The 24,118-nt window shown below is 61.0% G+C and carries 19 protein-coding genes; 4 read left to right on the forward strand and 15 right to left on the reverse strand.

Annotation, left to right across the window (positions count from 1 at the left end):
• Positions 1 to 73: 73 nt before the first annotated feature.
• Both PPGU16_RS37720 and PPGU16_RS37725 read left to right on the forward strand, forming a co-directional pair.
• Positions 74 to 2,368: a sigma 54-interacting transcriptional regulator gene (locus PPGU16_RS37720; protein ID WP_180725898.1), complete on the forward strand. Its 2,295-nt coding sequence runs from the start codon at positions 74 to 76 to the stop codon at positions 2,366 to 2,368.
• A gap of 348 nt (positions 2,369 to 2,716) precedes the next feature.
• Positions 2,717 to 3,190 (forward strand): helix-turn-helix transcriptional regulator, encoded by a 474-nt coding sequence (locus PPGU16_RS37725; RefSeq protein ID WP_238269371.1) that lies wholly within the window; start codon positions 2,717 to 2,719, stop codon positions 3,188 to 3,190.
• A 7-nt stretch (positions 3,191 to 3,197) separates the two neighbouring features.
• Here the strand turns inward: PPGU16_RS37725 and PPGU16_RS37730 are convergent, their stop codons facing one another.
• Entirely contained in the window at positions 3,198 to 3,653 is a 456-nt protein-coding gene (locus PPGU16_RS37730) for a CBS domain-containing protein (RefSeq protein WP_180725899.1), read from the reverse strand.
• Positions 3,654 to 3,855: 202 nt separating this feature from the next.
• Between PPGU16_RS37730 and PPGU16_RS37735 the strand changes: the two genes are divergently transcribed.
• Positions 3,856 to 4,353 (forward strand): acyl-CoA thioesterase, encoded by a 498-nt coding sequence (locus PPGU16_RS37735; protein ID WP_180727220.1) that lies wholly within the window; start codon positions 3,856 to 3,858, stop codon positions 4,351 to 4,353.
• On the opposite strand, the gene PPGU16_RS37740 is transcribed toward PPGU16_RS37735, so the two are convergent.
• The 13 genes from PPGU16_RS37740 to PPGU16_RS37795 all read right to left on the reverse strand — a co-directional run bounded on the left by PPGU16_RS37740 (position 4,350) and on the right by PPGU16_RS37795 (position 19,594).
• The gene (locus PPGU16_RS37740; protein ID WP_180725900.1) at positions 4,350 to 5,807 is read right to left on the reverse strand and encodes a sensor histidine kinase; all 1,458 of its coding nucleotides are present in this window, start codon (positions 5,805 to 5,807) and stop codon (positions 4,350 to 4,352) included. The two genes, PPGU16_RS37735 and PPGU16_RS37740, sit on opposite strands and share 4 nt — an antisense overlap.
• 258 nt (positions 5,808 to 6,065) lie before the next feature.
• Positions 6,066 to 6,689 carry a glutathione S-transferase family protein gene (locus PPGU16_RS37745; protein ID WP_180725901.1) on the reverse strand — a complete coding sequence of 208 codons (624 nt, stop codon included), beginning with the start codon at positions 6,687 to 6,689 and terminating at the stop codon, positions 6,066 to 6,068.
• A gap of 100 nt (positions 6,690 to 6,789) precedes the next feature.
• Complete coding sequence (locus PPGU16_RS37750; protein WP_180727221.1) at positions 6,790 to 7,437, reverse strand: O-methyltransferase; 648 nt, start codon at positions 7,435 to 7,437, stop codon at positions 6,790 to 6,792.
• A 458-nt stretch (positions 7,438 to 7,895) separates the two neighbouring features.
• Positions 7,896 to 9,644 (reverse strand): glycoside hydrolase family protein, encoded by a 1,749-nt coding sequence (locus PPGU16_RS37755; protein ID WP_243460694.1) that lies wholly within the window; start codon positions 9,642 to 9,644, stop codon positions 7,896 to 7,898.
• Positions 9,586 to 9,891 carry an MSCRAMM family adhesin SdrC gene (locus tag PPGU16_RS42815; protein ID WP_243460695.1) on the reverse strand — a complete coding sequence of 102 codons (306 nt, stop codon included), beginning with the start codon at positions 9,889 to 9,891 and terminating at the stop codon, positions 9,586 to 9,588. Before PPGU16_RS42815 ends, PPGU16_RS37755 begins: the two co-directional genes overlap by 59 nt.
• Before the next feature lie 1,375 nt (positions 9,892 to 11,266).
• Positions 11,267 to 11,791 carry a VOC family protein gene (locus tag PPGU16_RS37760; RefSeq protein WP_180725903.1) on the reverse strand — a complete coding sequence of 175 codons (525 nt, stop codon included), beginning with the start codon at positions 11,789 to 11,791 and terminating at the stop codon, positions 11,267 to 11,269.
• Between the two features lie 227 nt (positions 11,792 to 12,018).
• Positions 12,019 to 13,632: an ABC transporter ATP-binding protein gene (locus PPGU16_RS37765; protein ID WP_180725904.1), complete on the reverse strand. Its 1,614-nt coding sequence runs from the start codon at positions 13,630 to 13,632 to the stop codon at positions 12,019 to 12,021.
• Positions 13,632 to 14,744: an ABC transporter permease gene (locus PPGU16_RS37770; protein WP_180725905.1), complete on the reverse strand. Its 1,113-nt coding sequence runs from the start codon at positions 14,742 to 14,744 to the stop codon at positions 13,632 to 13,634. Before PPGU16_RS37770 ends, PPGU16_RS37765 begins: the two co-directional genes overlap by 1 nt.
• Entirely contained in the window at positions 14,698 to 15,750 is a 1,053-nt protein-coding gene (locus PPGU16_RS37775; RefSeq protein ID WP_180725906.1) for a microcin C ABC transporter permease YejB, read from the reverse strand. Before PPGU16_RS37775 ends, PPGU16_RS37770 begins: the two co-directional genes overlap by 47 nt.
• A gap of 10 nt (positions 15,751 to 15,760) precedes the next feature.
• Positions 15,761 to 17,566, reverse strand: coding sequence for an extracellular solute-binding protein (locus PPGU16_RS37780; protein WP_224028076.1), 1,806 nt, complete (start codon positions 17,564 to 17,566; stop codon positions 15,761 to 15,763).
• A 194-nt stretch (positions 17,567 to 17,760) separates the two neighbouring features.
• Positions 17,761 to 18,534 (reverse strand): energy transducer TonB, encoded by a 774-nt coding sequence (locus PPGU16_RS37785; RefSeq protein WP_180725908.1) that lies wholly within the window; start codon positions 18,532 to 18,534, stop codon positions 17,761 to 17,763.
• Positions 18,531 to 18,950 (reverse strand): ExbD/TolR family protein, encoded by a 420-nt coding sequence (locus PPGU16_RS37790; protein ID WP_054931012.1) that lies wholly within the window; start codon positions 18,948 to 18,950, stop codon positions 18,531 to 18,533. The genes PPGU16_RS37785 and PPGU16_RS37790 overlap by 4 nt, the downstream gene beginning before the upstream one ends.
• A gap of 32 nt (positions 18,951 to 18,982) precedes the next feature.
• Positions 18,983 to 19,594, reverse strand: coding sequence for a MotA/TolQ/ExbB proton channel family protein (locus PPGU16_RS37795; RefSeq protein ID WP_180725909.1), 612 nt, complete (start codon positions 19,592 to 19,594; stop codon positions 18,983 to 18,985).
• 1,054 nt (positions 19,595 to 20,648) lie between these two features.
• Between PPGU16_RS37795 and PPGU16_RS37800 the strand changes: the two genes are divergently transcribed.
• On the forward strand, positions 20,649 to 23,327 hold the full coding sequence (locus PPGU16_RS37800; protein WP_180725910.1) for a TonB-dependent receptor plug domain-containing protein: 2,679 nt from the start codon (positions 20,649 to 20,651) through the stop codon (positions 23,325 to 23,327).
• Positions 23,328 to 23,461: 134 nt separating this feature from the next.
• Here the strand turns inward: PPGU16_RS37800 and PPGU16_RS37805 are convergent, their stop codons facing one another.
• Complete coding sequence (locus PPGU16_RS37805; RefSeq protein WP_180725911.1) at positions 23,462 to 24,079, reverse strand: glutathione S-transferase family protein; 618 nt, start codon at positions 24,077 to 24,079, stop codon at positions 23,462 to 23,464.
• Positions 24,080 to 24,118 lie beyond the last annotated feature (39 nt).

Raw genomic sequence — 24,118 nt, forward strand, 5'->3', positions numbered from 1 at the left:
CCGTCATACTTCCAGTTTCGCCGCGGACGGTCCCGGCACCCCATGCGCGGATTTATCTGGAGCCCAGTTGCCAATGAGTTCTTCCCCGGTCATTCCGTTCGCCCAAAACAAAATGAATTCCGGCGGGTTCATCGGCACCGCGCCTGCATTCCGTCAACTGGTCCGCCTGATCGATCGCGTCGCGCCGACCGATCACGCCTTGCTCATTTTCGGGCCGACAGGCTCGGGCAAGGAACTGGTTGCTCGCCGCGTGCACATGCGCAGCGCGCGTCACGAGGAACCGTTCGTCGACGTGAACTGTGGCGCAATTCCCGAACATCTCGTCGAAGCCGAACTATTCGGCCATGTGAAAGGTGCATTCACCGGCGCCGCGGAAAACCGTCAGGGACTCTTTCAGCAGGTCGGCAAAGGTACGCTGCTGCTCGACGAAATCGGCGAGTTGCCGCTCGCCCTTCAGCCGAAACTGTTGCGCGTGCTCGAAACGCGCACGTTTCGTCCCATCGGTTCTTCGACCAACCTGCGTTTCGAAGGGCGCGTCGTCGCAGCGACTCACCGCGATCTGCGCGAACTCTCACGTGAAGGTCGTTTCCGGGAAGATCTGTTCTACCGGCTTGCAGTCTTCGTGCTTGCCGTGCCGGGACTCGAACAGCGCGTCGAAGACATACCCGCGCTGGTGGCGCATTTCGCTTCGCAGCAGGCGCGGCATCTGGAGTTTTCGCCCGCTGCCGTGCGGCGGCTCAGCCAGCACACGTGGCCCGGCCACATCCGGCAGTTGCGCAATCTGATCAGCCAGTTGAGCGTGCTGGCCGAACATACCCTGATCGACGTCGACACGCTTGAGCCGTTTCTCGCCAACGAAGCCAGCGGTCCGGTTTCGCGCGCGAGCCTCGCCGACATGCTGCTGCAACTCGACGGACGCGACAAACTGGCCGCCGCCGAAGATCTGCTGATCGACCGCGCGCTCGAACGGACGGCGGGCAACAAGAGCGCCGCGGCGACGTTGCTCGGCGTCGGTCGCAAGACGATCGAGCGGCGTCTGAAATCGCGCGAGGAGGATCACCGCGAGGCCCGCAAGTGTCTCGAACATGCGACTGCGCTGGTCGAGGCGTCGCGCTTCGCCGAAGCCATTCCGCCTTTGCGCCGCTGCCTCGACGTGCTGCAGGCGAACCCCGATCACGACGCCGTGCGCCGCCTGCAGTTCGATGCCTACAGACTGCTTGGCATGAGCCTGCGCAGCGTGCACGGTTGGCTCTATGCGGAAGCGACCGCCTGTTACGCAGCCGCGCTGTCGATCGGCGATGGCATCTGCGAGCCAGCGGAAATCGCCGCGATCCAGTTCGGCGTCTGGACGACGCAATTGACCACACTGCAACTCAAGCAGGCGCGCGCCACCGCGCAGGACATGCTGCAGCGCGCGCAGAACAGCCGCGACCCCGTGTCGCTCGACGAAGCCCACGTCGCGATGACCAACACGCTCTTCTGGCTCGGCGACAGCGAAGAAGCGCTGGCGTGTCTCGCGCGCGGCAATCTGCTCGGCGTGGGGCGCAACGACACGCGCACCGGCTCGCAGGGCATCGACCTCGCCAGTCTCGCGCTGACTTTCGAAGGACTCGCCGCCTATCAGATCGGCGCATTCGGGCAGGCGCGGCGCGCGATGGAAATGTTGATCCTGCGTTCGTCGGAACCCGGTCCGCATGCGTTCGCGCATGCCGTCAATCTGCAGGGCGCTTCGTGGCTCGCGTGCCTGTTCGATGACACGGACCGGCTCGGCAGCCTGTCGAGCGAACTCGAATCGGTGTCGATTGCGAACGGCTTCGCGTTTTATCGCGGCGTGGGCCAGATCCTGCGCGCCTGTCATCTCAGCGCGCTCGGCCATTCGGACGAAGCGGAAACCATCATGCTCGACGGTTTCGACAATCATGTCGTCTGCAATGGCGGTGCGCTGTTCTATTCGTTCATGGCGTGGCAGCACGGCGAACTGCTGCTGCGCGCCGGGCGCGCGCAAAGCTGCGAGGCGATGCTCGCTGCCGCCATCGATGAAACGCTGGCCCGCCAGGAACGCGTCTATCTCGGCGAACTGCTGGTTACGCGGGCGCGGGCGCAATGGGCGCTCGGCGATCTGACGGCCGCGGAACAGGGGCTGCGCACCGCCCTGTCGACGGCGCTCGCGTTCGGTTCCGTGCCGGCGCGCGTGGATGCCGCGCGTCATCTCGCGGACCTGCTTCGGTCGACGGGACGCCGGGCGGAAGCGATCGAGACGCTCGAACGCGGACTACGCGCGTTGCCCACGGACCCGACTAGCCGGATCGCCAGCGCAGTGGCGTTGCTCGCCGAACTGCGCCATGAGGTTTCTCAAGGCAACGCGTAGCCGGCGCGCGGCTGCCTCTGCGCTTCTATCCGGCGTGGCATCGTAGGCCGCGCCGGACTCCCTCGCGGTTATCCCCTTTTCGTCGGGACGACCGCGCTCGCCCCGTGCGTGGACGGTATTGGCACATCGCCGGCGCCCCGATCGCCTATTGGCCGAAATCGTCCAGGTCTTCGATAACCAGCGGTCGAAAACGTCCACATTGTCCGCCCGGGCACCGGGGTTTTCCCGCTGCCATCGGCTTTGACCGCATGGCACAACGCTTGCTGAATGGAGGGGCTGATATTGCAGCGTCCCAGCACCCAATCGATAGGGCCGTGCTGTTGTAGTCGTAGATGCAGGTGGCGACGGATGGCTTCCCGAGAGAAGCGCGTCGCTTCACCTCGAAACTTCCGGACGCGCTCCGGCAAAGAACAATTCCGCATGGACCACTGCGCTACCCCATTTGACGTTTGCTATCTACCGCAGCGCCTGGCGCGCGACGACACCTGCACGGAATCACAAGCAGCCATGGTCAAGCGGGTGCACCGCTACGTCGACGCGCATCTGTGCGACGATCAACTCTCGCCCGAAAGCGTACTGAGCGCGCTACAGCTTCCGCGCTCGACGTTGTATCGCCTGTTTCAGCATGAGGGCGGCCTCGGCGCCTACATCCGCGATCTCAGGCTGCGCCATGCAGCCGATGACCTCATCCGCTATCCGCACGCGCTGGTACTGGAGATTGCCTTCGGACTGGGTTTCAAAAGCGCGTCCGTCTTTACGCGTGCGTTCCGGCGCGCCTATGGCATGGCGCCGCAGGAATATCGCGCTTTGGCTGGCAAATGAACCGAGACTAGGCGCGCGCTTCCGGCTCGACGCCGCCGGCCGCATCGACGGGCGACTTCAACATCTCCGAACAGACCTTCAATACATCGCGCCAGCTGACGATTCCCACCGGCCTCGACCCGCCGTCGACAATCGGAATACACGAGATGGGATGCGCCAGAAACAGCTGGATGGCCTCGCTCACCTCGGCGTCCGGGCGCAGCGTAATGGGCTTGCGGCTCATGATCTGATGCACGCGCCGGCTCAGCGTGCCGACATCGCGCTGGGTTTCGACCACGCTGTCGATAAACGGACTCAACGCCCGCAACAGATCGCGGTCGGACACCACGCCCTGCAGTTCCCTATCCTCAACGACGAGCAGATGATGAAAACCGGATTGCTCGAATATGTCCTTGACGGTTTCGAGCGTGTCGTCGAAACCGACCGTTACGACGCGCTTCGTCATCAGATCTTCTACTTTCATCGCTGAACTCTCTGTTATTGCAGGAAAACGGGTGCAGCGCGGAACCGCGCCCCCGCTCCCGTCGACTGTCGCCGGTTCACGCCCCACCAGACCATTAACGGCAGCGGAAATGGAAACTCCAGTCGAGGGGCCAGAATTGGGGCATTCCTTCATGCAGAAGGAATGCGTGGCCGCCGCTAGCGGCCATCCCAAGGAGCAATGCATGTTGACTCGCGAAGCCATCCCTCAAGTTCTGTCGCGTACTTCCGAACTGTTGTCGAGCGATAACCTCGAGGGGGCCCCTCAGAAGACCTTTCACCATGTCATCGACATCTACCTCAAGGACTCCAATGCCTTCATGAATACGTATTTCGCCCGCTATTTCGAGTGGCAGGGCGTGTGTCGGGAACGCTGGTTCCATGAGTGCATTCACAACAATCTGCTGGCCGCAGGGGGCACCTTTGTCACGAAACGCGCGCATCAGGAATACGTGCAGGAGACGTTTCCGTTCCAGCGCGTCGACTGCTACCTGAACACGTTCCAGGTCCGGCAATGTTCGGCGTATCTGCTGTTCCGCTTCTGCGTGGACGGACGTCCGGTGTCGCACGGATATCAGCAGATCCTGTTCGCCGGAATGGACAAGCGGATCCGGCGTTTCCCGGAAGGAATCATCGAGCGGGTCAAGGAATATGAAGTGATCCTGCCGTCCGTTACGAACTAATTGATTCCACCCTGCCCGGCGCGCGAGCGCCGGGCCCGTGCCGGCGGATCGTGCACTGCGCGGTCCGCCGCCGAACCCGGTTCCGGCAATCTGAGCGTGAAGGTGGTCAGCACGCCCGGTGTCGATGCACACGAGATCGTGCCGCCGAACGCGTCGCACACTCGCCGGCAGAAATCGAGTCCCATGCCGCCTGCGTGTCCTTGTTGCCTCGTCGAATAGAACGGATCGAAGATATGCGGCAGCACGTCGGCCGCGATACCCGGGCCCGTGTCGTTGAAATGGACGACGCAAAAGCCGCCATCGCGCCCCGCGCTGATCGTGATGATGCCCGAGCCGCTCGACTCGATTGCGTACAAGGCATTTTTCAGCAGGTTGAAGATGACGAAGACGAACAGCGAATCCGTGCCGGAGAATCGCAACTGCGTGTCGATCGGAATGACGGACACGCGACTGCGCTCGCCCGGCAAGAACGGATAGCGATCCAGCGCCGAGTCGACGCAGTGCCGGATGGACTGCGGGCCGAAGCTCCGGCGATCGAGCCGGTCCAGCGTAAACGACGCAAGCGACATCTCGACCACGGTACTCGTGCTGTCGATCTGACGGCGAATTGCGCGGGTCAGGGTTGGCAAACGCTCGGATTGGCCTGGATACAGCCCGTTCACGAGCAACTGGTGCCGCACCGCAAGCTGATAGCCGCGCAGCAACTCGGGCAGCGCGTTGCCGAGTTCATCGGCATGCATGCCGATGACTTCGAGCGGCATCGCGACTTCTTGCGCGACCGTCGCGGCGAGAAAGTACTGCCGCATCAAACCATGCCGCACGATGGTGACAGCGAGAATGCCCAGGCTGATTGCAATGAAGATGACGCCGGGCGGATAAAAGACATACCCGTAGTTGACGGCGTAGTCGCTCGCCGCAAGCGAATAGAGACACAAGCTCACGAGACAGAGACCCAGCAGACGCCGCCTGTGACGCGCACGCGCCTGACGCCTCGACACGATCAGCAGCCAACCGCTGCGAGCGGCGAGCAACACGGTCTGCATCACGTGCACGGGGTGCAAGCGCCCCGCCCGCGGATAATCGCCGAAAAAATGAATGCCGAAGCCGGCAACCACCTCGTCGCTCGTCACCAGTAACACCGCGAGTATCACGCACAACGCATACGACGCCATCAGCAAGGGCCGCTCGTCGCGCCGTTCGACGAGTTCGGTCACGAAGTGATAGAACGTCGTCGGCAGAAACAGGATGAAGAGGTAGCCAGCCTTGACCAGCATGCCGGCCGCTTCGGGGCTCGTGGTCTGAAACAGGAACGCCCACGTGCCCTGCCACGCGAAGGTCGCCATGCACATCAGCGCGAAGGGCATCGACAGACGCGTCACGCCTTCAGTCAGCAGGACGTAGACACCGAAGCCCAGGAACAGCGCGGATACGAACGCTGGCAAGGTCGAATACATAATGCCTTATGTGTAGTTCGCCGCTGATTGTTCCTCGGCAGGCTGGACGGATCGAGTTGCGGCAAGCTCAGTTGCCACGCTCAGGTAACAGGCCGACAACGTTTGCCTGAATGTCGTCGAGCGGCCCGCATTCCCCGTCAGCACAGCGGCGTTGTTGTTCTCGGTCGCACTGGCAGCAGTGTTCGTACCAGACCGCCCGGCTTTTTCGTCCCGGCGGTGCCACGATTTTAGCGCAACATCTCGCCTGATCCGTGCCGGTTATGGCAACCCGTTGGCGCAATAGTCTCCATAGCCCGAACGTTCGCGCAGGCGCTCGAAGTACTCCGATACGGCCGGGAATGGCGTGTGTTCGAAAGGCGTGCTGAACCAGCGGTTGACCGACAATCCCACGGGAATGTCCGCGAGAGAGAACTGCTTGCCGGCGACGAATGCGCCCGTTGCCTGCAACTGTCCGTCCAATATGCGCATGTGCGCCGTCCAGCTGGCAATCGACGTCGCGATCTCCGCCTGTGCCTGATGCGCAGCCGATTGCCGGACGAGAGCGAGAAACGCGTAGCTCCACGAGCGGTTGAGGTCCGTTGCCTGCCAATCCATCCATTGATCGACGGCGGCACGCATCAGTGGATCTGCCGGATAAAGGTGCGCGCCGCCGTAGCGCGACGCGAGGTAGCGGATGATCGCGTTCGATTCCCAGAGCACGAAGTCGCCGTCCTTGATGACGGGTACCAGGCCGTTCGGGTTCAACGAGAGAAACGCTGGCGTCTGCGTGGACCGGAACCCGGTTCCCCAATCCTCCCGTTCGAAGGGAAGATCCAGTTCGGCGCAAGTCCACAGCACCTTTCGAACGTTAATGGATGATGCCTTTCCAAGGATCTTGAGCATGTGGAAGTGAAAGAGGTTCAGTGCGATGAGTCCAGGCTCAGTGCAATAAGTTTAAGACACACTTTGATGAATCAACCCCGTTCCACTTTACCGTCGAGCCCTAGCTGATCTTCAGCGCCAGCTCGGTTCCGCGCTTGATCGGCAGCGTGATCGAAATGAAACCGTTGGCCGGGTCGCGGATGTACTCCAGAAAATCGGGTTCGGCATTGTCGTTCAGGATGTATCCGCCGGTGCGCAACTGCGGCGCGACCAGTTCGACCACCGTGCGCGCGAGTGACGGCCCGTCCGGCAACGGCCAGCCGTCGATCAACGCAAAGTCGATCGGACCGCCTACGTCGCGCAGCGTTTGCCGCGCATCGCCGACACGAATATCCGCGTACTGGGCGAGCCCCGCTTCATTCAGATTCTGACGCGCGATCTCTGCCTTCGACGCGACCAGCTCCGATCCGATCACGAGCCCGCCGCCGTTGTCACGCATGGCCGCCGCCAGATACAGCGCCGACATGCCGATTGAAGTTGCAAAGTCGACGACCCGCGTGGCGCGCATCCCGCGACACAGCACGTACATCAACTCGCCCTGATCGGGATGAATCGAAAAGCCGTAATCGGCGAAAGCCTCCGGATCGTTGCCCGACGGCCCGCCAAACGCCTCGCGCCCAGGAAAGCGGCGCGACGCGTTCAAGCGCTGCAGCACCTGATTGACGCGTTCATCCTTGATGGGACTCACGGGCGATGTGGATACAGGCATGTCTCTCATGAAACGGCTCCTTGATGAGTCGCGGCAACGCGCATCAGGCGACGCCACGGCGACCGGGTTGCATACGGAAACGTGCGCGCACTCCGCACACAGTGGACTGGCTCCGATTTTCCAGCCTTGTTCCCCGCCCCGGCTTACCGCCCCTTACGACGCATTGTCGTCCGATCTGCGCCAGCGGCATCTGTCTCCGGTCGCAAACGCATCTATAGCGCCGGATACCGCGCCCAAATGGCCCTCGGCTCCCGATCCGCCTCTATCTTCCGTCTTCCTCCTTCGTAATACGCCGAAAAGACTACAACTATATGGTTCGCGTGCTGCTGTCGGACGGGCCGGTCGTGCCGGACGACCCGGCACTGGCGACCATCGATTCGGCGTGCTGTACCCGTTAACGAACAAGGGACCCAGGAAGTTGCCCTCCTGGGTCCCTCAAAGACAACTCGCTTTGACGCTTATTGTCCCGTGTATCCAACCGGCACGGTCGAGTTGTTCTTCGCGACCGTCGCGTTGTTCGACACGATGTACTGCGGCACTTCCGTCAGCGTGAGCGACACCTGGCCGTTCGAATACGGAAGCGTCGTGACGTTGCCGTAACCGTCGATCTTCGTCACGTTGCCCGACGTACCCGCGTTGTCCACCTGCAGCGAATAGCTCGTCGAATAGGTCGTGCTATACACGCCATTGGCGGGCCACTGGCTGTTGTTGTGCGTCCACGCGGCCGTCACGACCTTGCCGTTGTTCAGCTGCTGGAAGTCGTACACGAACGTGCCCGAGGGCGTGTTCTTCACGCGGCCCAGCGTATTGGTACCGTCGAGCACACGCGTCATCGTTGCGAATGCCATCGCTTCCGGCTTCGGCGAGAGGTTCGACGCACCGAACGCGCCCTGCGCATTGTTCAGGTCGAAGAACGAACCGTAGCCCACTTCGCCCGGATAGTCCGCGCCATAGAACAGCGTCGTGAGCTGCGCGCCGCCGCCCAGCACGATGATGTGCGAGCGCACCCCAACCGCCGCATGCGCGAACAGCTGGTTTTGCGACGGCACGGTGGGACCATACGCCAGACCCGGATCGTAGCTCGTGCCCGCTTCCGTGAAGAACAGCTTCATGTTCGGCTTGCCGTTCTGCATCACCTGACGCAGCTGCGCCATCTGATTGTCGAGCGCGTTAGCCTGGTTCGCCGGGCTCGGATCCGAATCGTATTGCTCCGGCGGATGCGCCGGGTACGTGCCCGCATTCCAGTAGCCGTGCGTCGAGACGGCATCGATGTAATTCCACAGGCCGAGCGCGCCGAATTTCTGCAGATAGCCCGTCGTGCAGGTCGTGCAGTTCGCTGCGAACGGATTGCCCGTGCCCATCACGACAGCGTTCGGATCGGTCGAGTGGATGCCCTGGTAGGCAGCCTTGTACATCGCGACGAAGTTCGCATCGCTATCGGCCCAGCCGAGACTCGGCTCCCACGTCACCTGATAGTAGTTGCTCTGCTGGTTCGGGTAGTTCGCTGCGCGGATCAGGCTCGTGTCCGTGCCGACCTTCGCCATGAAGCTCTGGTACTCGTTCAGATCCTTCGGCGCGTAATAGCTGTCGGTGAACTGGCCCGTCTTCGAATTCCACGCAGGAATGCCGTCGAGACGCACGATACGCATCTGGTCAGGATTGGCCTTATAGAACGGATCGAGATCGTTCACGCTGGGCGTGTACGTGTTCGGACCGTTCGGCTCCATCTGCGACTGCTGACGGTCGTCGATCGTCCACGTGATGCCCAGCGCGCGCAGCGCCGCGATGTTGCCGTTGAAACCTTGCATGCCGAAGCGATGCTGGTCCTGATGCGCATACGTGACCGTGCCGAGTGCCGACGTGAGATTCGGCAGCACGCCGAACGTCGCGATACCCGTCGGACGCGTGCCGCTATGCGGCAACGTGCCGCCATTCGCGCGCAGCGTGGCCGTGATCGCGCCATAGCCCGACCACGTCGACTTGCACGAGATGGTGTTGGTCTGCACGCCAGCGCTGACCGGGAAACTGCCCTGCGTCTTGATCGCGCCATTCGAATCGGCAATCGACCAGACCACGGTATCGGCGTTCGGCGAGTTCGTCGTCACCGTGAGGTTGAACGGTGCGTTGTTCTGGAACACGCGCAGGCCGTCAGTGGTCGGCGTGTCGGCCGTGATCAGACCGTTCGGCGTGCCGCCAGCCTTTTGCACCGGCGTGCCGCATGAAAGCGCCGCGCTGGACGAAGGCGACGGTGCGGGAGCCGGAGTGGGCGTCGGCGTCGGGGTCGGCGTGGGAGTCGGCGTCGGCGTCGGCGTCGGCGTCGGCGTGGGGGTCGGTGTCGGAGTCGGCGTCGGCGTGGGAGTCGGTGTCGGAGTCGGCGTCGGCGTGGGAGTCGGCGTCGGTGTCGGCGTGGGAGTCGGCGTCGGCGCGCCGGCGGCGACTGCATGCACCCAGCATGCTTTTCCGTAGCCGTACGCAGGGTCGGTATTCGAAACCGCGCCGACGTAGCAGCCAACGCCATTCGTAAACGTACGCGGCGCCGTCAGCATCACCGACGGCGCGTTAGGCGGCACAGCGCCGAACACGACAGAGGCCGTTCCGAGGAACGAGCAGTTGCCATTCTCTTTGCCGCACAGCGTGTACGACTGGCCTGCGACGGTAATTGTCGATGCCTGGGCGTAGGCCTGCTCGGCAGCAAACGATGCCAGCACGGTTGCAGACGCAACCCCCAATAGTTTCCAGTAACTCATCATTGTTCGTTGATCCCGGTGAAATCGGTTTTCCCCGAAAGTCCAGCGAGATCGTGTACAGATCGTCCCGCTGTGGCGTTTTCGAAAATGCAAAGAAGCCGGTATCGCGTATTTATTACGGATTGCTTACTATTGTGTCCGAATATGAGCAGGACACGTATTCATGCAATCTCGCTTTCGATGACCGGGAACGTGACGAGGCCCCGCGTTGCCGCGGATAGAGAACCCCGTACGCATCTGATGTCAGATCAGATGAATTGATAGACAGATCGAGCCGACCCCTGACGATCAGGAATCCTTAACTACGGCTGAGTCGTCCTGCGCGTTTTGACAGCAGCATGCCGCCACGAACCCTTCCGGTTCACGGATCGAAGTACATCCACGTGATACAGGCGACAACGGGCATCACATTTCCGCGGTCGACATCTACGCGGAACCTGCGTGCACCCGCCTGAACGAGACGAAACGGCACCTCTATGCGCAAGCGCCTTAGGTAGTAATTACTTCTGCTCGACTCCTATCAAGTATTAATTACAGACTATTTCAAGGCAGACGAATTATAAACGTTTCATTCATGTAACGTTGCCCGAAAAAAACCCAAAAGGTAATGTCGCCGGTAAATTGGGAGAAATTTTGAGATATGCTTTCGTGAAGCAGTATCGATCAGGGAAGATTCACCCGCGACGGCCCGGAAAAAGTAAATTCATGATCGATATGGTTATTTTTTCGGGTTTTTCGTAATACAAATGCGCCATTCATGCGTTTTAATTTTTAGTGCGCACGATTATGGGGAAAATGATCGATCCCGATTATCGAAATATGGGGTCGATTTTATGAAAATCCACCGCCCGATTAAATGGGGCGCATCCGATTCGCTCGAAAGGCGACATCGCCCGTTACGGTATATGCCGCACTTTCACGGGCATCTCAATGACCAGGCTGATTTACTTTGCCCGTGTATCGATCGAGATGGATGTCGACATCCGCCTTTCGTTGCAGTCCCAACTGCATGAGCTTGCCGATGTCGTGTTGTGCAGCCGGGCGCTGCGATAGAACTTCACGGCAAGCGCGAGCCTCTCGCTTCAAGCCGTCGTCCCGCCATGAATCGCGGCGAGCACCTCGCGAGTGAATCTCGGGTCATTCAACTCGAGGCCGGCCGCGAGGCGCGCGGTCACCTCCTGGAGCACCCAGCCGTTGCCGTCGGGGTCGTCGAACGTTGCGTATGACGCGTAGCTCTTCCGCTCCGGATTGAGGCCAGACTCCTGGCATTTCCCATCGGCATGATGGAACACGCCGCCTACGTCGTGAAACGGCTCGCTCACCTCAATACCACGACGCATCAGTTCGCTCCGCGCAGCCACGATGTCCGACACGACAAGATGAATGCCTTGTACCGAGCCTGGTGTTGCTGCCGTCATGTTCTTGCCGAACATGATCGAGCATCCGGAGCCGGGCGGCGTGAACTGGATCACGCGATAGTCGCCCTCGCTGGATGTGAAGTCGAGATCGAGCCGCCAGCCCAGGTCTCCATAGAAGCGCTTCGCACGATCGACATCCGATACGGGGATGACGACGATTTCGATCTTCATGTCGAAACTGATGCTCATGGCTGGCTCCGTGGACATGTTGCAACCGGTTGGCGCAAATCGCGCGATCTATCGGAATGCAATGTAGTCGCCGAAGCACCGGCATGTCGCTCATACCATGGTATGAGCGACGCGTCATGGAGTGAGAAGCTCGAACGCAAGGCCTTCAAAAGGCACTCGTCCATACGATGGCTTGTTCGGGCGATACCATCGTATGATTGCCACTTCACGGCACGGATGGCCGTCGATCAGACTGCAAGCGGAGTCGCAGCGATCATCGACGCCGCCACGAGCTTGCGTGTGTACGGATGCGTCGGCGCATCCATCACATCCGACGTCTCGCCCGTTTCGACGATACGCCCCGACTTCATCACCACCACCCGATGCGCCATCGCGCGTATCACGGCGAGATCGTGCGTGATGAACAGATAGCTCAGCCTGCGGTTCTTTTGCAGATTCGCGAGCAGGCTCAGCACCTGCTTTTGTATCGACACATCCAGTGCGCTAGTCGGCTCGTCGAGAATCAGGATTTCCGGCTCGACGGCAAGCGCGCGGGCAATCGCAATACGCTGCCGCTGCCCGCCCGAAAACTCCTGCGGATAGCGCAGCATCACATCCCACGGCATGCCCACTTCCTGCAACAGCGCGGCGACCCGCTCGCGGCGCTCGCCCGCATCCAGCTCAGGACGATGCACACGCAAGCCTTCGCCCACGATCTGCTCGACTGTCATGCGTGGCGACAAGGAACCGAACGGGTCCTGAAAAACGACCTGCAACTTCGCATACAGCGACTTGCGCGATGACGCGGTACGCAAGGTCGACAGCGGCATGCCATCGATATGTACGCTTCCCGCAGCCGGAGGTTGCAAGCCGAGCAAGGTCGCCGCGAGCGTCGATTTGCCCGAGCCGGATTCGCCGACGACGCCCAGCGTCTCGCCATGCCGCAACGACAGATCGACGCCGTGCAACGCGCGAAACGCCCGACGCCTGAACAATCCGCTCGTCGCATAGTCGACGCATAGCCCTTGCACTTCCATCACCCGTTTCGCGCCCGACGCCACAGGCTCGACCTGCCGCTGCGGCTCGCTTGCAAGCAGCCTTTGCGTATAGGGATGACGCGGCGCATCGAACAGTTCCGCCGTCGCGTTACTTTCGACGAGCACGCCCTTCTCCATCACCGCCACACGTTGCGCGAAGTGCCGCACGAGGTTGAGGTCGTGCGTGATCAGCAGCACGGCCATACCGTGATGCGCCGCTTCCTGTTCCTGCAGTTCGATCAGCAGATCGACTATCTGCCGGCGCACGGTCACGTCGAGCGCCGTTGTCGGTTCGTCGGCGAGCAGCAGACGCGGCCTGCATGCAAGCGCCATCGCGATCATCGCGCGTTGACGTTGACCGCCTGACAGTTGATGCGGATAGCTGTCGATGCGCCGCTCCGGCTCGGGAATGCCTGTACGCGCCAGCAGTTCGATGCCGCGCGCCCGCGCCGCGTTGGCGCGCAATCCTTCATGCAGCCGCAGGCTTTCGGCAATCTGCTGACCGATGGTGAAGAGCGGATTCAATGCGGTCATCGGTTCCTGAAAGACCATCGCCACATCCGCGCCGCGTATGCCGCGCATCTGCTGTTCGGTCTTTTGCAGCAGATCTTCGCCGTCGAGCATGATGCGCCCGCTCGTCTTCGCATGCTCGGCGAGCCGCAAAACGGAGAGCGCGGTCACGCTCTTGCCCGAGCCCGACTCGCCGACCAGCGCAACGCGCTCGCCCGCCGCCACGCTCAGACACAGATCGTCGACGACGAGTTTTTCGCCCTGCTCGCCAAAGCGAATGGACAGGTGCTCGATTTCGAGAAGCGGCTTTGCCATCATCGCGCTCCACCGAACGCAGAGCCACGCGCACGCGTGTCCATGGCGTTGCGCAACGCGTCGCCCATGAAAGTCAGCAGCAGCAACGTCACGACGAGCGCCGCGAATGCCGACACGGAAATCCACCATGCGTCGAGATTATTCTTTCCCTCCTGCAGCAATTCGCCGAGACTCGGCATCGGCGCCGGAACGCCAAGCCCCAGAAAGTCGAGGCTCGTCAGCGAGAGAATCGCTGCGCTCATGCGGAACGGGAGAAACGTGATGACGGGCGTGAGACTGTTCGGCAATACATGACGCCAGATGATCTGCCCATTCGACAGGCCCATCGTGCGCGCTGCCCGCACGTAATCGAGAGAACGGTTGCGCAGAAACTCGGCTCGCACGTAATCCGATAGCACCAGCCAGCCGAACATCGAAAGCAGAATGAAGAGCAGCCACAGGCTCGGCTCGAAGATCGATGCAAAGATGATCAGCAGATACAGATCCGGCATCGAACTCCATATTTCGATCAGGCGCTGGCCGATCAGATCGACCTTGCCGCCATAAAAGCCCTGCACGGCTCCGACCAGCACGCCGAATGCCACACCCGACACAGTGAGCGCAAGCGCCATCAGCACCGACAGGCGGAAGCCATAGAGAAGCCGGGACAATACATCGCGTCCATACTGGTCCGTGCCCAGCCAGTTGTCGCCATTGGGCGGCGCCGGGTAAGGACGCGTGGCGAAATAATCGATCGTGTCGTAGCGGTAATGATTCGGCGCATAGATCGCAAAGTTGCCGTTCGACTGAATGCGGCTGCGAATGAACGGATCAAGGTAATTCGCCCTGGTCGTGAAGTCACCGCCGAATAGCGTCTCCGGGTAATCCTTCGCAATCGGAAAGTAATAGTGGCCTTCGTAGCGCACGAGAAGCGGCCTGTCGTTTGCAACGACGTCGCTTAGCAGGCTCAGCGCGAACAGCGTCGAAAAGATCACCGCGCTCCCGAAACCGAGGCGCTGACTTCTGAAACGCCGCCACACGCGCCGCCACGGCGACGGCGACACGGGCAGCGCGGCGACTGCGCTTCTAGCGCTCTGTGCGGTTGAACTGGATGCGGGGGTCGACAAGGACATAGCACACGTCAGCGATGAGTTTGGTCAAGAGACCAATCAAGGTGAACAGGAATAGCGAGCCGAGCACGACGGGATAGTCGCGACGGATCACAGAGTCATAAGAAAGCTGGCCCATGCCGTCGAGCGAAAACAACGTCTCGATCAGCAGATTGCCGTTCAGGAACGCACCGACGAATGCCGCGGGCAAGCCCGTCAGCAGCGGAATCGCAGCATTGCGCAACACGTGTCTGAACAGCACGTCGCGTTGCGGCACGCCTTTGGCTTTTGCAGTCAGCACGTATTGGCGGCCGATCTCTTCCAGAAACGTGTTCTTGGTCAGGATCGTGACGACCGCAAAGTTGCCGACCACGGCGGCCGTCACCGGCAACACGATGTGCCACAGATAGTCGAGCACCTTGCCGATCGCGCTGAGATCGTCGAAGTCGTCGGAGGTCAGGCCGCGCATCGGAAACACCTGCCATAACGTGCCACCGCCGAACAGCATCAATAGCAGCACGCCGAACACGAAGCCAGGAATCGCATAGCCCGCCAGCACGGCGACACTCGTGACGGTATCGAAACGCGACCCGTTGCGGACCGCCTTCGCGATGCCGAGCGGCACCGACACGAGGTAAGTGAGTATCACCGTCCATAATCCGAGCGTGATCGAGACGGGCAGTTTCGAACGGATGACGCCCCACACGCTCTGGTGGTGATAGTAGGACTGGCCGAGATCGAATGTCGCGTAGTCTTCGAGCATCGCGAAGTAGCGCGTGAGCGGCGGCTTGTCGAAGCCGAACTGCTTCTTGATCTGCTCCATCTGCTGCGGGTCCACGCCCTGACTGCCGTGATAGCCACCGCCTCCCGCGCCGCCTTCGCCGCCCGGGCGCGCGCCGTGGCGCAGTTGCGTCATGATCTGCTCGACGGGGCCGCCCGGCACGAACTGCGTGACGACGAAAGTCAGCGTGACCACGCCGATGAGCGTCGGCACCATCAGGGCCAGGCGTTTCAGGATATACATCAGCACGGTCTGCTCCTCAATGCGCGTTCGCGGACGCAACGCTCGCAGCCGACGGCTTGCGATACCAATAGCTGATCACCCAGTCTTCCGCCTGATAGGTATATGGCACGAGATCGGGAAAGCCGAGCGAAGTGCGGTACGCAATGCGCGAAGCGGGCGAATAGTACTCGGGGATCTGATAACAGCCGGCGATCAGCACGCGGTCGAGCGCATGCGTCGCCGTTTGCAGTTCCTCCAGCGATTTCGCCCGCAACACGGCGCGAATCAGCGCATCGACGACAGGCGAACGCACGCCGGGATAATTCTCCGATCCGCTTTGCGATGCCGACGCCGTGCCGAAGCGATGTTCCAGTTCGACGCCCGGAATCGTCACGGTCGGATAGATAAAGGTGGTCATGTCGAACTCGAAGTTGTCGAGCCGCTTCTGATAGAGCGCGCTGTCGATCTCCCGCAAGCGCGCGTCGATGCCGAGCGTCTGCAGGTTGCGCATGAACGGCAGGATCACGCGGTCCATGCCCGGCTGGTCGTCGATGATCTCGATGCTCATCGGCGTGCCGCTCGCGTCGCGCAACTGTCCATCGCGCACGTGCCATCCTGCTTCGGCAAGCAGGTCGCGCGCCTGTCTCAGGTTGTCGCGCAGCGTGTGCGGCGGCAGCGTGTCAGGTTGCTTCGGCATCGCTGCAAACACGCTCGCGGGCAATTGCGCACGGTAGGGTTCCAGCAATGCAAGCTCCTGCTCCGAAGGCAGGCCGCTTGCCGCAAAAGGACTGTCCTGGAAGTAGCTGTTCAGACGCCGGTACTGACCGTAGAACATCATCCGGTTCATCCAGTCGTAATCGAACGCGTACGACAGCGCCTTGCGCACGCGCGCATCGCGAAACATCGGTTTGCGCGTGTTGAACATCATGCCTTGCATCTGCGCGCCGTGATTCGAAAAGAGTTGACGCGTCAGCAAGCCATTGTCGAAGTTCTTGCCGATGTACTTGCGCGCCCATTGTGTCGAGCTGTACTCGACCTGCACATCGGTGTCGCCTGCCTTGAAGGATTCGAGCTGCGTGTAGTGATCGAGATAAAGCTTGAACGTGATGCGCTCGAAGCGGTACATGCCGCGCCGCGAGGGCAGATCGGCGGCCCAGTACGCGGGGTTGCGCCGGTAAACGATCTGCTTGTCGTTCTTGCGTTGCTCGATCAGATACGGGCCGCTCGCAATGGGCGGTACGTTGGTCAACTGATCGAACGCAATGCGTTTGCCGTCGGCCTGTGCGGCCCATTTCGGCGAAAAGACAGGAATGTCGCCCGCGATCAGCGGCGCAGCGCGATCTGCGTGCCGAAAGTCGAAACGCACCCGCGAGGCATCGATCACGGTGGCGCTTTTAATCAGCGCAAACTGCGAATTGAATAGCGGCGATACGGCAGAACTGCTCAATGTATCGAACGAGTACTTGACGTCCGCTGCCGTCACCGCGTCGCCATTCGAAAAGCGCGCGCGCGGATCGATATGAAATGTCGCGGACAATCCATCGGGCGCGACTTCCACGTCATCGGCAATCAACGGATATTCGGAGGCGAGTTCGTCCCAGCTACGCTGCATCAGCGTATCGAACATCAGATGCTGGATGTCGGGTGCGGGAGAACCGCGCACGAGAAACGGATTGAGCGAATCGTAACTTTGCGCTTCGTTGTAGTTCTGGAAATTGAGCGAGCCATTCGACGGCGCATCGGGATTCGCGTAGTCGAAATGCGTGAATTCGGCCGGGTATTTGGGCTCGTCGTATTGCGCGATCGATGGCTTCGACTGCGCGGGCATTGCATGAAGCGTCATGCAGGCCATGAGCGCAAGCGCGCATACGTGGCCGGCCGTCGCGCGGGAACGGAGATACGGGGTGAGTCTCATCATCAGCGTGGTTGAATACGCGCGCGGGCTCGTAACCCGCGCGCGCTGCATCGAACGGGCGCATCGGCAGCGGGTGGCTGCCTGTGCGCGTCGACTGTCTCTCAGGTCATGCCCTTAATCTGTCAATCGTCGTCCGATGCCGTCGTCTTGAACGAAAACTCCACCTCGCCGACATACGGCTCCGCGTTCTTTTCGCACTTGTACGCACGGCCCGCAGCGACGACCGCCTCGTTGAAGACGGTCGTAGGCGGCGTGACGCGAACGATCTTCACATCGCCGACGCTGCCGTCCGCGTTGATTGACAGATGCGCCAGCACGTTCGCCGAGATGCCCTGCTCCAGCGCGCGACGCGGTATCTGCGGCTGCACCGACTGGCAATGCCCACGTCCATCGACCACACCATGCAGCGCGGGCGGCGCAACGGGCGCCGTCCCCGTAGCCGCCGTAGCGGGCGCGGGTGTCGCTGACGGCGGCGCCGTAGCGAGCGCGGGGGCATTCGCTGCCGGATTCGCTGCCGCTGGGATGTTCGCTTCCTTCGGTGCCGGGGACGGCTTCGCGGGGGGCGGCTTCGGCACCGGTTGCGGCTTCGGCTGCACCTGCTTCGGCACGGTCTTTTGCGGCTCGGGCGCGGGCGGCGGCTCGATCTTCTTCACTTCCGGCGACGGTGGCGGCGGAGGCGGAGCAATCTGCACGCGCATTTCTTTCGGCGCAGGCGGCGGGTCCTGCTGAAACTTCACGTGCGATAGCCCAACGACCAACAGCAGTTCGATCAGCAGCGCCGCGCCTATCGCGAGCCGCATCGGAATGCGACCGTGATGCGATGGCGTCGACGATGCCCACAATGCGCCATTGAGCCGCCGTTGTGGTTCTTTCATGTCGATGGTGGGTGAACTCATGTGGTTGGATTCGTGGCCAGCGCGACCGAACTGATGCCCGCCGCGCGCACCAGGTCCATCACCTTCACGATGTTCTTGTAGCTCGTTCCCTCATCGCCTGCGATCGCGACGTCCACCTTCTTCGCGTCGTGCACGAGCCCTTCCAGACGTGCCGTCAGCTCGGTGGGCGTGACCTGTTTGGCGTCGAGATATAGTTCGTCGTTCTTCGTGACGCCGATCGACACTTTCACCGTCTGCTGCAACTGTTCGGCCGTGCTCGATTGCGGCAGGTCGAGCTTGATGCCCGCGCCCTGGATCATCTTCAACGTGGCGAGCATGAAGAAGACGAGCAGGAACATCATGATGTCGATCATCGGAATGATCTCGATGCGCGCCTTTTCTTCACCGCCCAGATAGTGGCTGCGATGGTTTCGCATGGTGCTTCTCCTTTACGGCAATAGCGGGCGCGTCATGCTGCGAAACGCGAAACGAGCAGCGACTTGATGAGGTCGAACTGGTTGACCGTCATGCGGATGCGCTTGTTGAAATAGTTCAGGAAGATCACGCAGATGATCGCGATGGTCAGGCCGCAGGCCGTCGCCGTCAGCGCGTGACCGATGCCGCCCGTCACGCCGTTCGGATTGGCCGTGCCGCTCGTGCCGAGCACGTTGAACGACTCCACCATGCCGATGATCGTGCCCAGCAGACCGAGCAGCGGTCCCAGCGTCACGGCCGTATCGAGAATCCACAGATTGCGGTCGAGGCGCGGCAGCTGAAACATGATCGTCTCTTCGATCTCGCGTTCGACGACGGCTTCCGTCTTGCCCTTCGCCTTCATGGCCGTCTTCACGAGTTCGCCCTGCACCGTCGAGCGGTAGTGTTCGGCGACCTTCGCGGCGTCGTCCGGCTTGGCGGGATCGACGAGCTTCAGATCGTGTTCGAGCGTCTTGCCCGCCTGCACGGCGCGCGAGAAGAACATGAAGCGCTCGATGATGATGGCGATGCCGAGCAGGAAGATAAAGGCAAGAAGGGGAATCAGACCCATCGACTGGATCGAGTAGGTAATGAGCGTATTCAGCACTGCGGACTCCGGTTAGTACGATCGAACAGCCGTTGCATGACGGCATGGGTTTCAGTGGACCGGCGGCTTCGTGGGTCGCCGGGAAAAAAGGCGCGCCCTCCAATGCAAAGGCCGTACCAGGTGGCCGCATGCGAAGCGCGTGCGCGTGCGTCGACACCCGCGCATCGACGCGCTGAAGCCCGCCTTTCAAGGCATTACCGAATTTCACCGATAAAACAACTCCGCCCGCCGCATGTCGATCTCGCGCGTGCGTATAGCGCGTCAAATTAAATAGCAACACTGTGACTTAGACCTACGCACGCTTATTTTCACGGAGACAGGCGCGTTGTTTAGTTGCGCAATTGGTGCATGGCGGTTTTCCGTGTAAATAAACAGTGCATTTATCCAATTCGAATTAGACAAGTTATTTACATTTGCATTAATAGATCTGGAGACCTTATGTCGGCACTTGCGTGTCGTGCAAGGTTTCTTGTCCAGCAAGGGATTGAGTACGACATCCATGCAAACAAAGTTTGATGAGCATCGCTTTGTGCGCTAAAGCGGATGCCCCGATTTAGTCACTAAACAGATTTTAAGTCGAATGTAATGCTTCGCACCGATTTGAAAAACACGCCTTTAATTAGTGCTGTTTACGCACTGTAAACGGAAATAGACGAATGGCTCTAAACGTCGTTTCCGGATGCTCACAATTCTTCCATTGTGTTACTCGCGCGAAAGTTTTTTTAATCATTTTTATAGACGTTTCGGATTCCCATCTAACTTTGTTTTTTACCAGTTCAATCAATCCTTTGCGCGCGAATTAATTGGTGTCGAACGCCACGACACGCTTCTTTTCCCGCCGATGTGGCATGCGTTTCGCTTTCGGGAGCGCTCGCTTTGAACCAGAGCGCGCCCGACACGATCGGCAATGCGCTCTGGACGGGACGTGCGACATGGCGCCGTAACGCGTCAGCAGCGAGGACCTTGCTGAACCCGGTCGCACGACTGCACACAGCAACTCGCATGCGTGCAGATCGTTCAACAGAAGTCGTCTCAACGACAAGAAGGAGCGCAAGTGAAACAGAAGAGACTGGTCTCGGCGATCAGGACAATCATAGGAGCCGAGCTGGTGCTGACGGCGGCATTCATCCCGCTCGCGCATGCACAGAGCCAACCCGATAGCGCAGCCGCGCCGACTGCGGCCAGCGCACCGGCCGTCAGCAAACTCGACAAGGTCGAGATCACCGGGTCGTTGATCCGCACATCGGACAAGGTCGGCAACGTCGAAGTCCAGACCATCACGCCGAAGGAAATCCAGGCGAGTGGCTACACCACCGTGGCCGATTTCCTGCGCGGCACATCGGCGAACTCCGCGAGCAGCTGGTCGCAAAGCACGATGAACGGCACGGCGCCTGGCGGCGCGGGTATCGCGCTGCGCGGGCTGAGCGAGAAGTACACGCTGGTGCTGGTCGATGGGCAGCGCGTCGCCAATTACGCGCAGGCCGTGAACTTCACCGACACGTTTTTCGACTTGAATTCGATCCCGTTGAACATGGTCGATCACATCGAAATCGTGAAAACGGGTGCCGTTTCCGAGTACGGCTCCGACGCGATTGCGGGCGTGGTGAACATCATCACGAAGAAGAACTTCCAGGGCTTGCAGATCGACGGACAACTGGGCAAGGCGCAGCATCCCGGCGATGGCCAGGGCAGCTTCAGCGTATTGGGCGGCTTCGGCGATCTCAACGCGGACCGCTTCAACGTGACGGCGGCGGCGAGCTACTACCGCGACAGCGGCTCGACGCTGGCCGATCGCGACATGACGAAGAACCAGGACTTCACGCAATATCCGGGCGGCCTCAAGGCGCCACTTGGTCCGAACCAGCAGTCCTACTGGGGCCTGCCTGACGGCTCGACGCAGGCACTCAGCCCGTGCCCGCCCGGCAGCAGCGCGGCGAACACGGCAGGCGCATCGTGCACGTACAACACGGCCGCCGCGACATCGCTGATTCCGTCGACGACGCGCCTGAATGCCAACGTGCGCGGCACGTTCAAGATCAACGACGAAACGCAGGCCTTCGCCGACTTCTGGGCGAGCCGCAACGAAACCGTGCAGCTGATGGGCCCGGCTTCGATTTCGTCGACCACCAACGTATTCAACCCCGCAACGGGCTCGGTCGCGCCGCTGCCGCGCACCGTCGCCGGCACGAATCCGTTCAACCCGTTCGGTGTCGACACGCCGATCAACCTCACGTTCCCGAACAACGTCGCGTCGGCCGATACGGTGTCGACGTTCTGGAAGGCATCGACGGGCGTCAAAGGCTCGTTCACGACGCAGAAGCTCGGCGACTGGGACTGGTCGGCGGAATACGGCCACTCGCAGAGCACGGTCGATACGCACTACTCGAACTCGCTGAACGTGGCAGGCGTCGAGAACATTCTTGCGAACGGCGTCTACAACTTCGCGAATCCCGCTTCCACGCCGAATGGCCTGAACGGCGCGTTCATGGACGACTATCAGCAGGCAATCTCGAAGCTCGATAGCGTGACGGCGAAGACATCGACGGGCAATCTGTTCACGCTGCCGACGGGCAATGTCGGCTTCGGCATCGGCTCGGAATTCCGTCACGAAAGCTCGACGATCAATCCGCGCACGTTTGCATCGGAAGGCATCGCGGCGCCGGCGAACGTGCAGAGCGTGGACGGTTCGCGCAACGTCGCGGCCGTGTTCTACCAGGTCGAGATTCCGATCATCCGCAACCTCACGTTCACGCAGGCGGGTCGCTACGACCACTACAGCGACTTCGGCGGCGCGTTCTCGCCGAGCTTCGCGTTGCGCTTCCAGCCGGTGCAGATGTTCACGACGTACGCATCGTATAGCCGTGGCTTCCGCGCGCCGACGCTGGTGGAGAACTCGCAGGCCGCGTATCTCGCGCACCAGAACCTCGTCGACCCGAACGACCCGAGCGGCGTGCCGACCAAGCACTTCACGACCGAGCAGATCAACGGCAACCCCGATCTGCAGCCGGAGCATACGAAGAACTACAACATCGGCTTCCAGCTCTCGCCGGATACGTCGACGGATATCGGCGCATCGTTCTACAAGATTCATATCGACGGCGTGATCGGCACCAACGATCCGAACGCGCTGCTTCAGCAGAACGATCCGTCCGTCGTCATACGCAATCCGGACGGCACGATCCGCTATGTCGCGCAGCAGTTCGTGAATCTCGGCTCGCTCGATACCGACGGCTTCGACATGAACTTCCGCAAGTCGGTCGGCACCAGGTACGGCACGTTCACGCTGTCGGGCGACTGGGCCTACGTGTGGCACTTCAAGCTGAACAGCCCGGGCAGCCCGACGCAGGACTTCGCGGGCAACAACCTCGCGCTGCTGCAGCCGTTCGGCGCGAGTAACCCGCGCTGGAAGGGCAACACGAGCCTGAGCTGGGATTACCAGAAGTTCACGACGACGCTGACGTGGCAGTACACGGGCCCGTACACGAATGCTGTCGCCGCGGAATTCGGCGATGGCGGCACGTTGTCGGTCGCATCGTATAGCCAGTTCAACCTGATGGCCACGTATCGCGGCTTCAAGCACTGGACGATCTACGGCGGCATCACGAACCTGTTCGACAAGAAGCCGCCGTTCGACGTCGAGTGGCAAGCCGTGCCTGACATCACGGGTTATGACCAGTCGCTGTACACCGATCTCGGCCGCTTCTTCCAGGTCGGTGCGACGTACCGGTTCTGATTCACGCGTTATCGAATGTTCTAGCGTGTGATGAAGGAGTCTCCCGGCCGCGGGAGACGTTGTTGTTGCAATTCCACCCCTTGTTTTTGGGGCTTACCGGCGGTGCGATGATTCGCACCGCCGCTTTTTCGCTTTCACGTTTGGCTGAACGGCAGCGTGCTGGAGAACGCTTCGAGTTCCATTGCGCGCGCCGCCAGTCGAGCAAGCTTCGGGAATGCAGCCGGATTGACGACATCGGGCATCATCGCGAGCGATGCCGACTGGTATGTGATCACAACCAGTACGTCGGCTTGCGAGAGTGCGTCGCAGATCAGCCAGCCATCGCCGGCTCTCGATTCGAGCATCGTGAATCCGGCAAGCGCCTGCTCGCGCAGCGATTCGGTAATCGACGCAATCTGGCGCTCGGGTGGGCGGATCGATTCGTCATAGATGTCGCTGAGCTTTCCGTAGATCGCCGAGGCGATGCCGATGAACTGCAACGCGTCGCGCCGTTGCGCGCCGCCTGTTGCGAGCAATGCGCGAGCGGGGCCGACCTGTTCGTGCAGATAGTCGATGATGCTGCCGCTGTCGTAGAGAATCTCGCCTTCGTCGAGCACGAGTGCCGGCACTTTCACCATCGGGCTGAACGGGCGAATGAGATCTTTCTGTTCATACGCGTGATAGGGCAAATGCTCGAAGGGTATGCCGAGCAGCTTCAACGTGATGCCGACCCGGCGCGTATAGCCGGAAAACCATGGGCCAATAAGCTTCATTGCTGATTCCTCGAAAAATTCAATGTAGTGGACGTCTGC

This window comes from Paraburkholderia largidicola (assembly GCF_013426895.1).
GTDB classification, from domain to species: Bacteria; Pseudomonadota; Gammaproteobacteria; order Burkholderiales; family Burkholderiaceae; genus Paraburkholderia; species Paraburkholderia largidicola.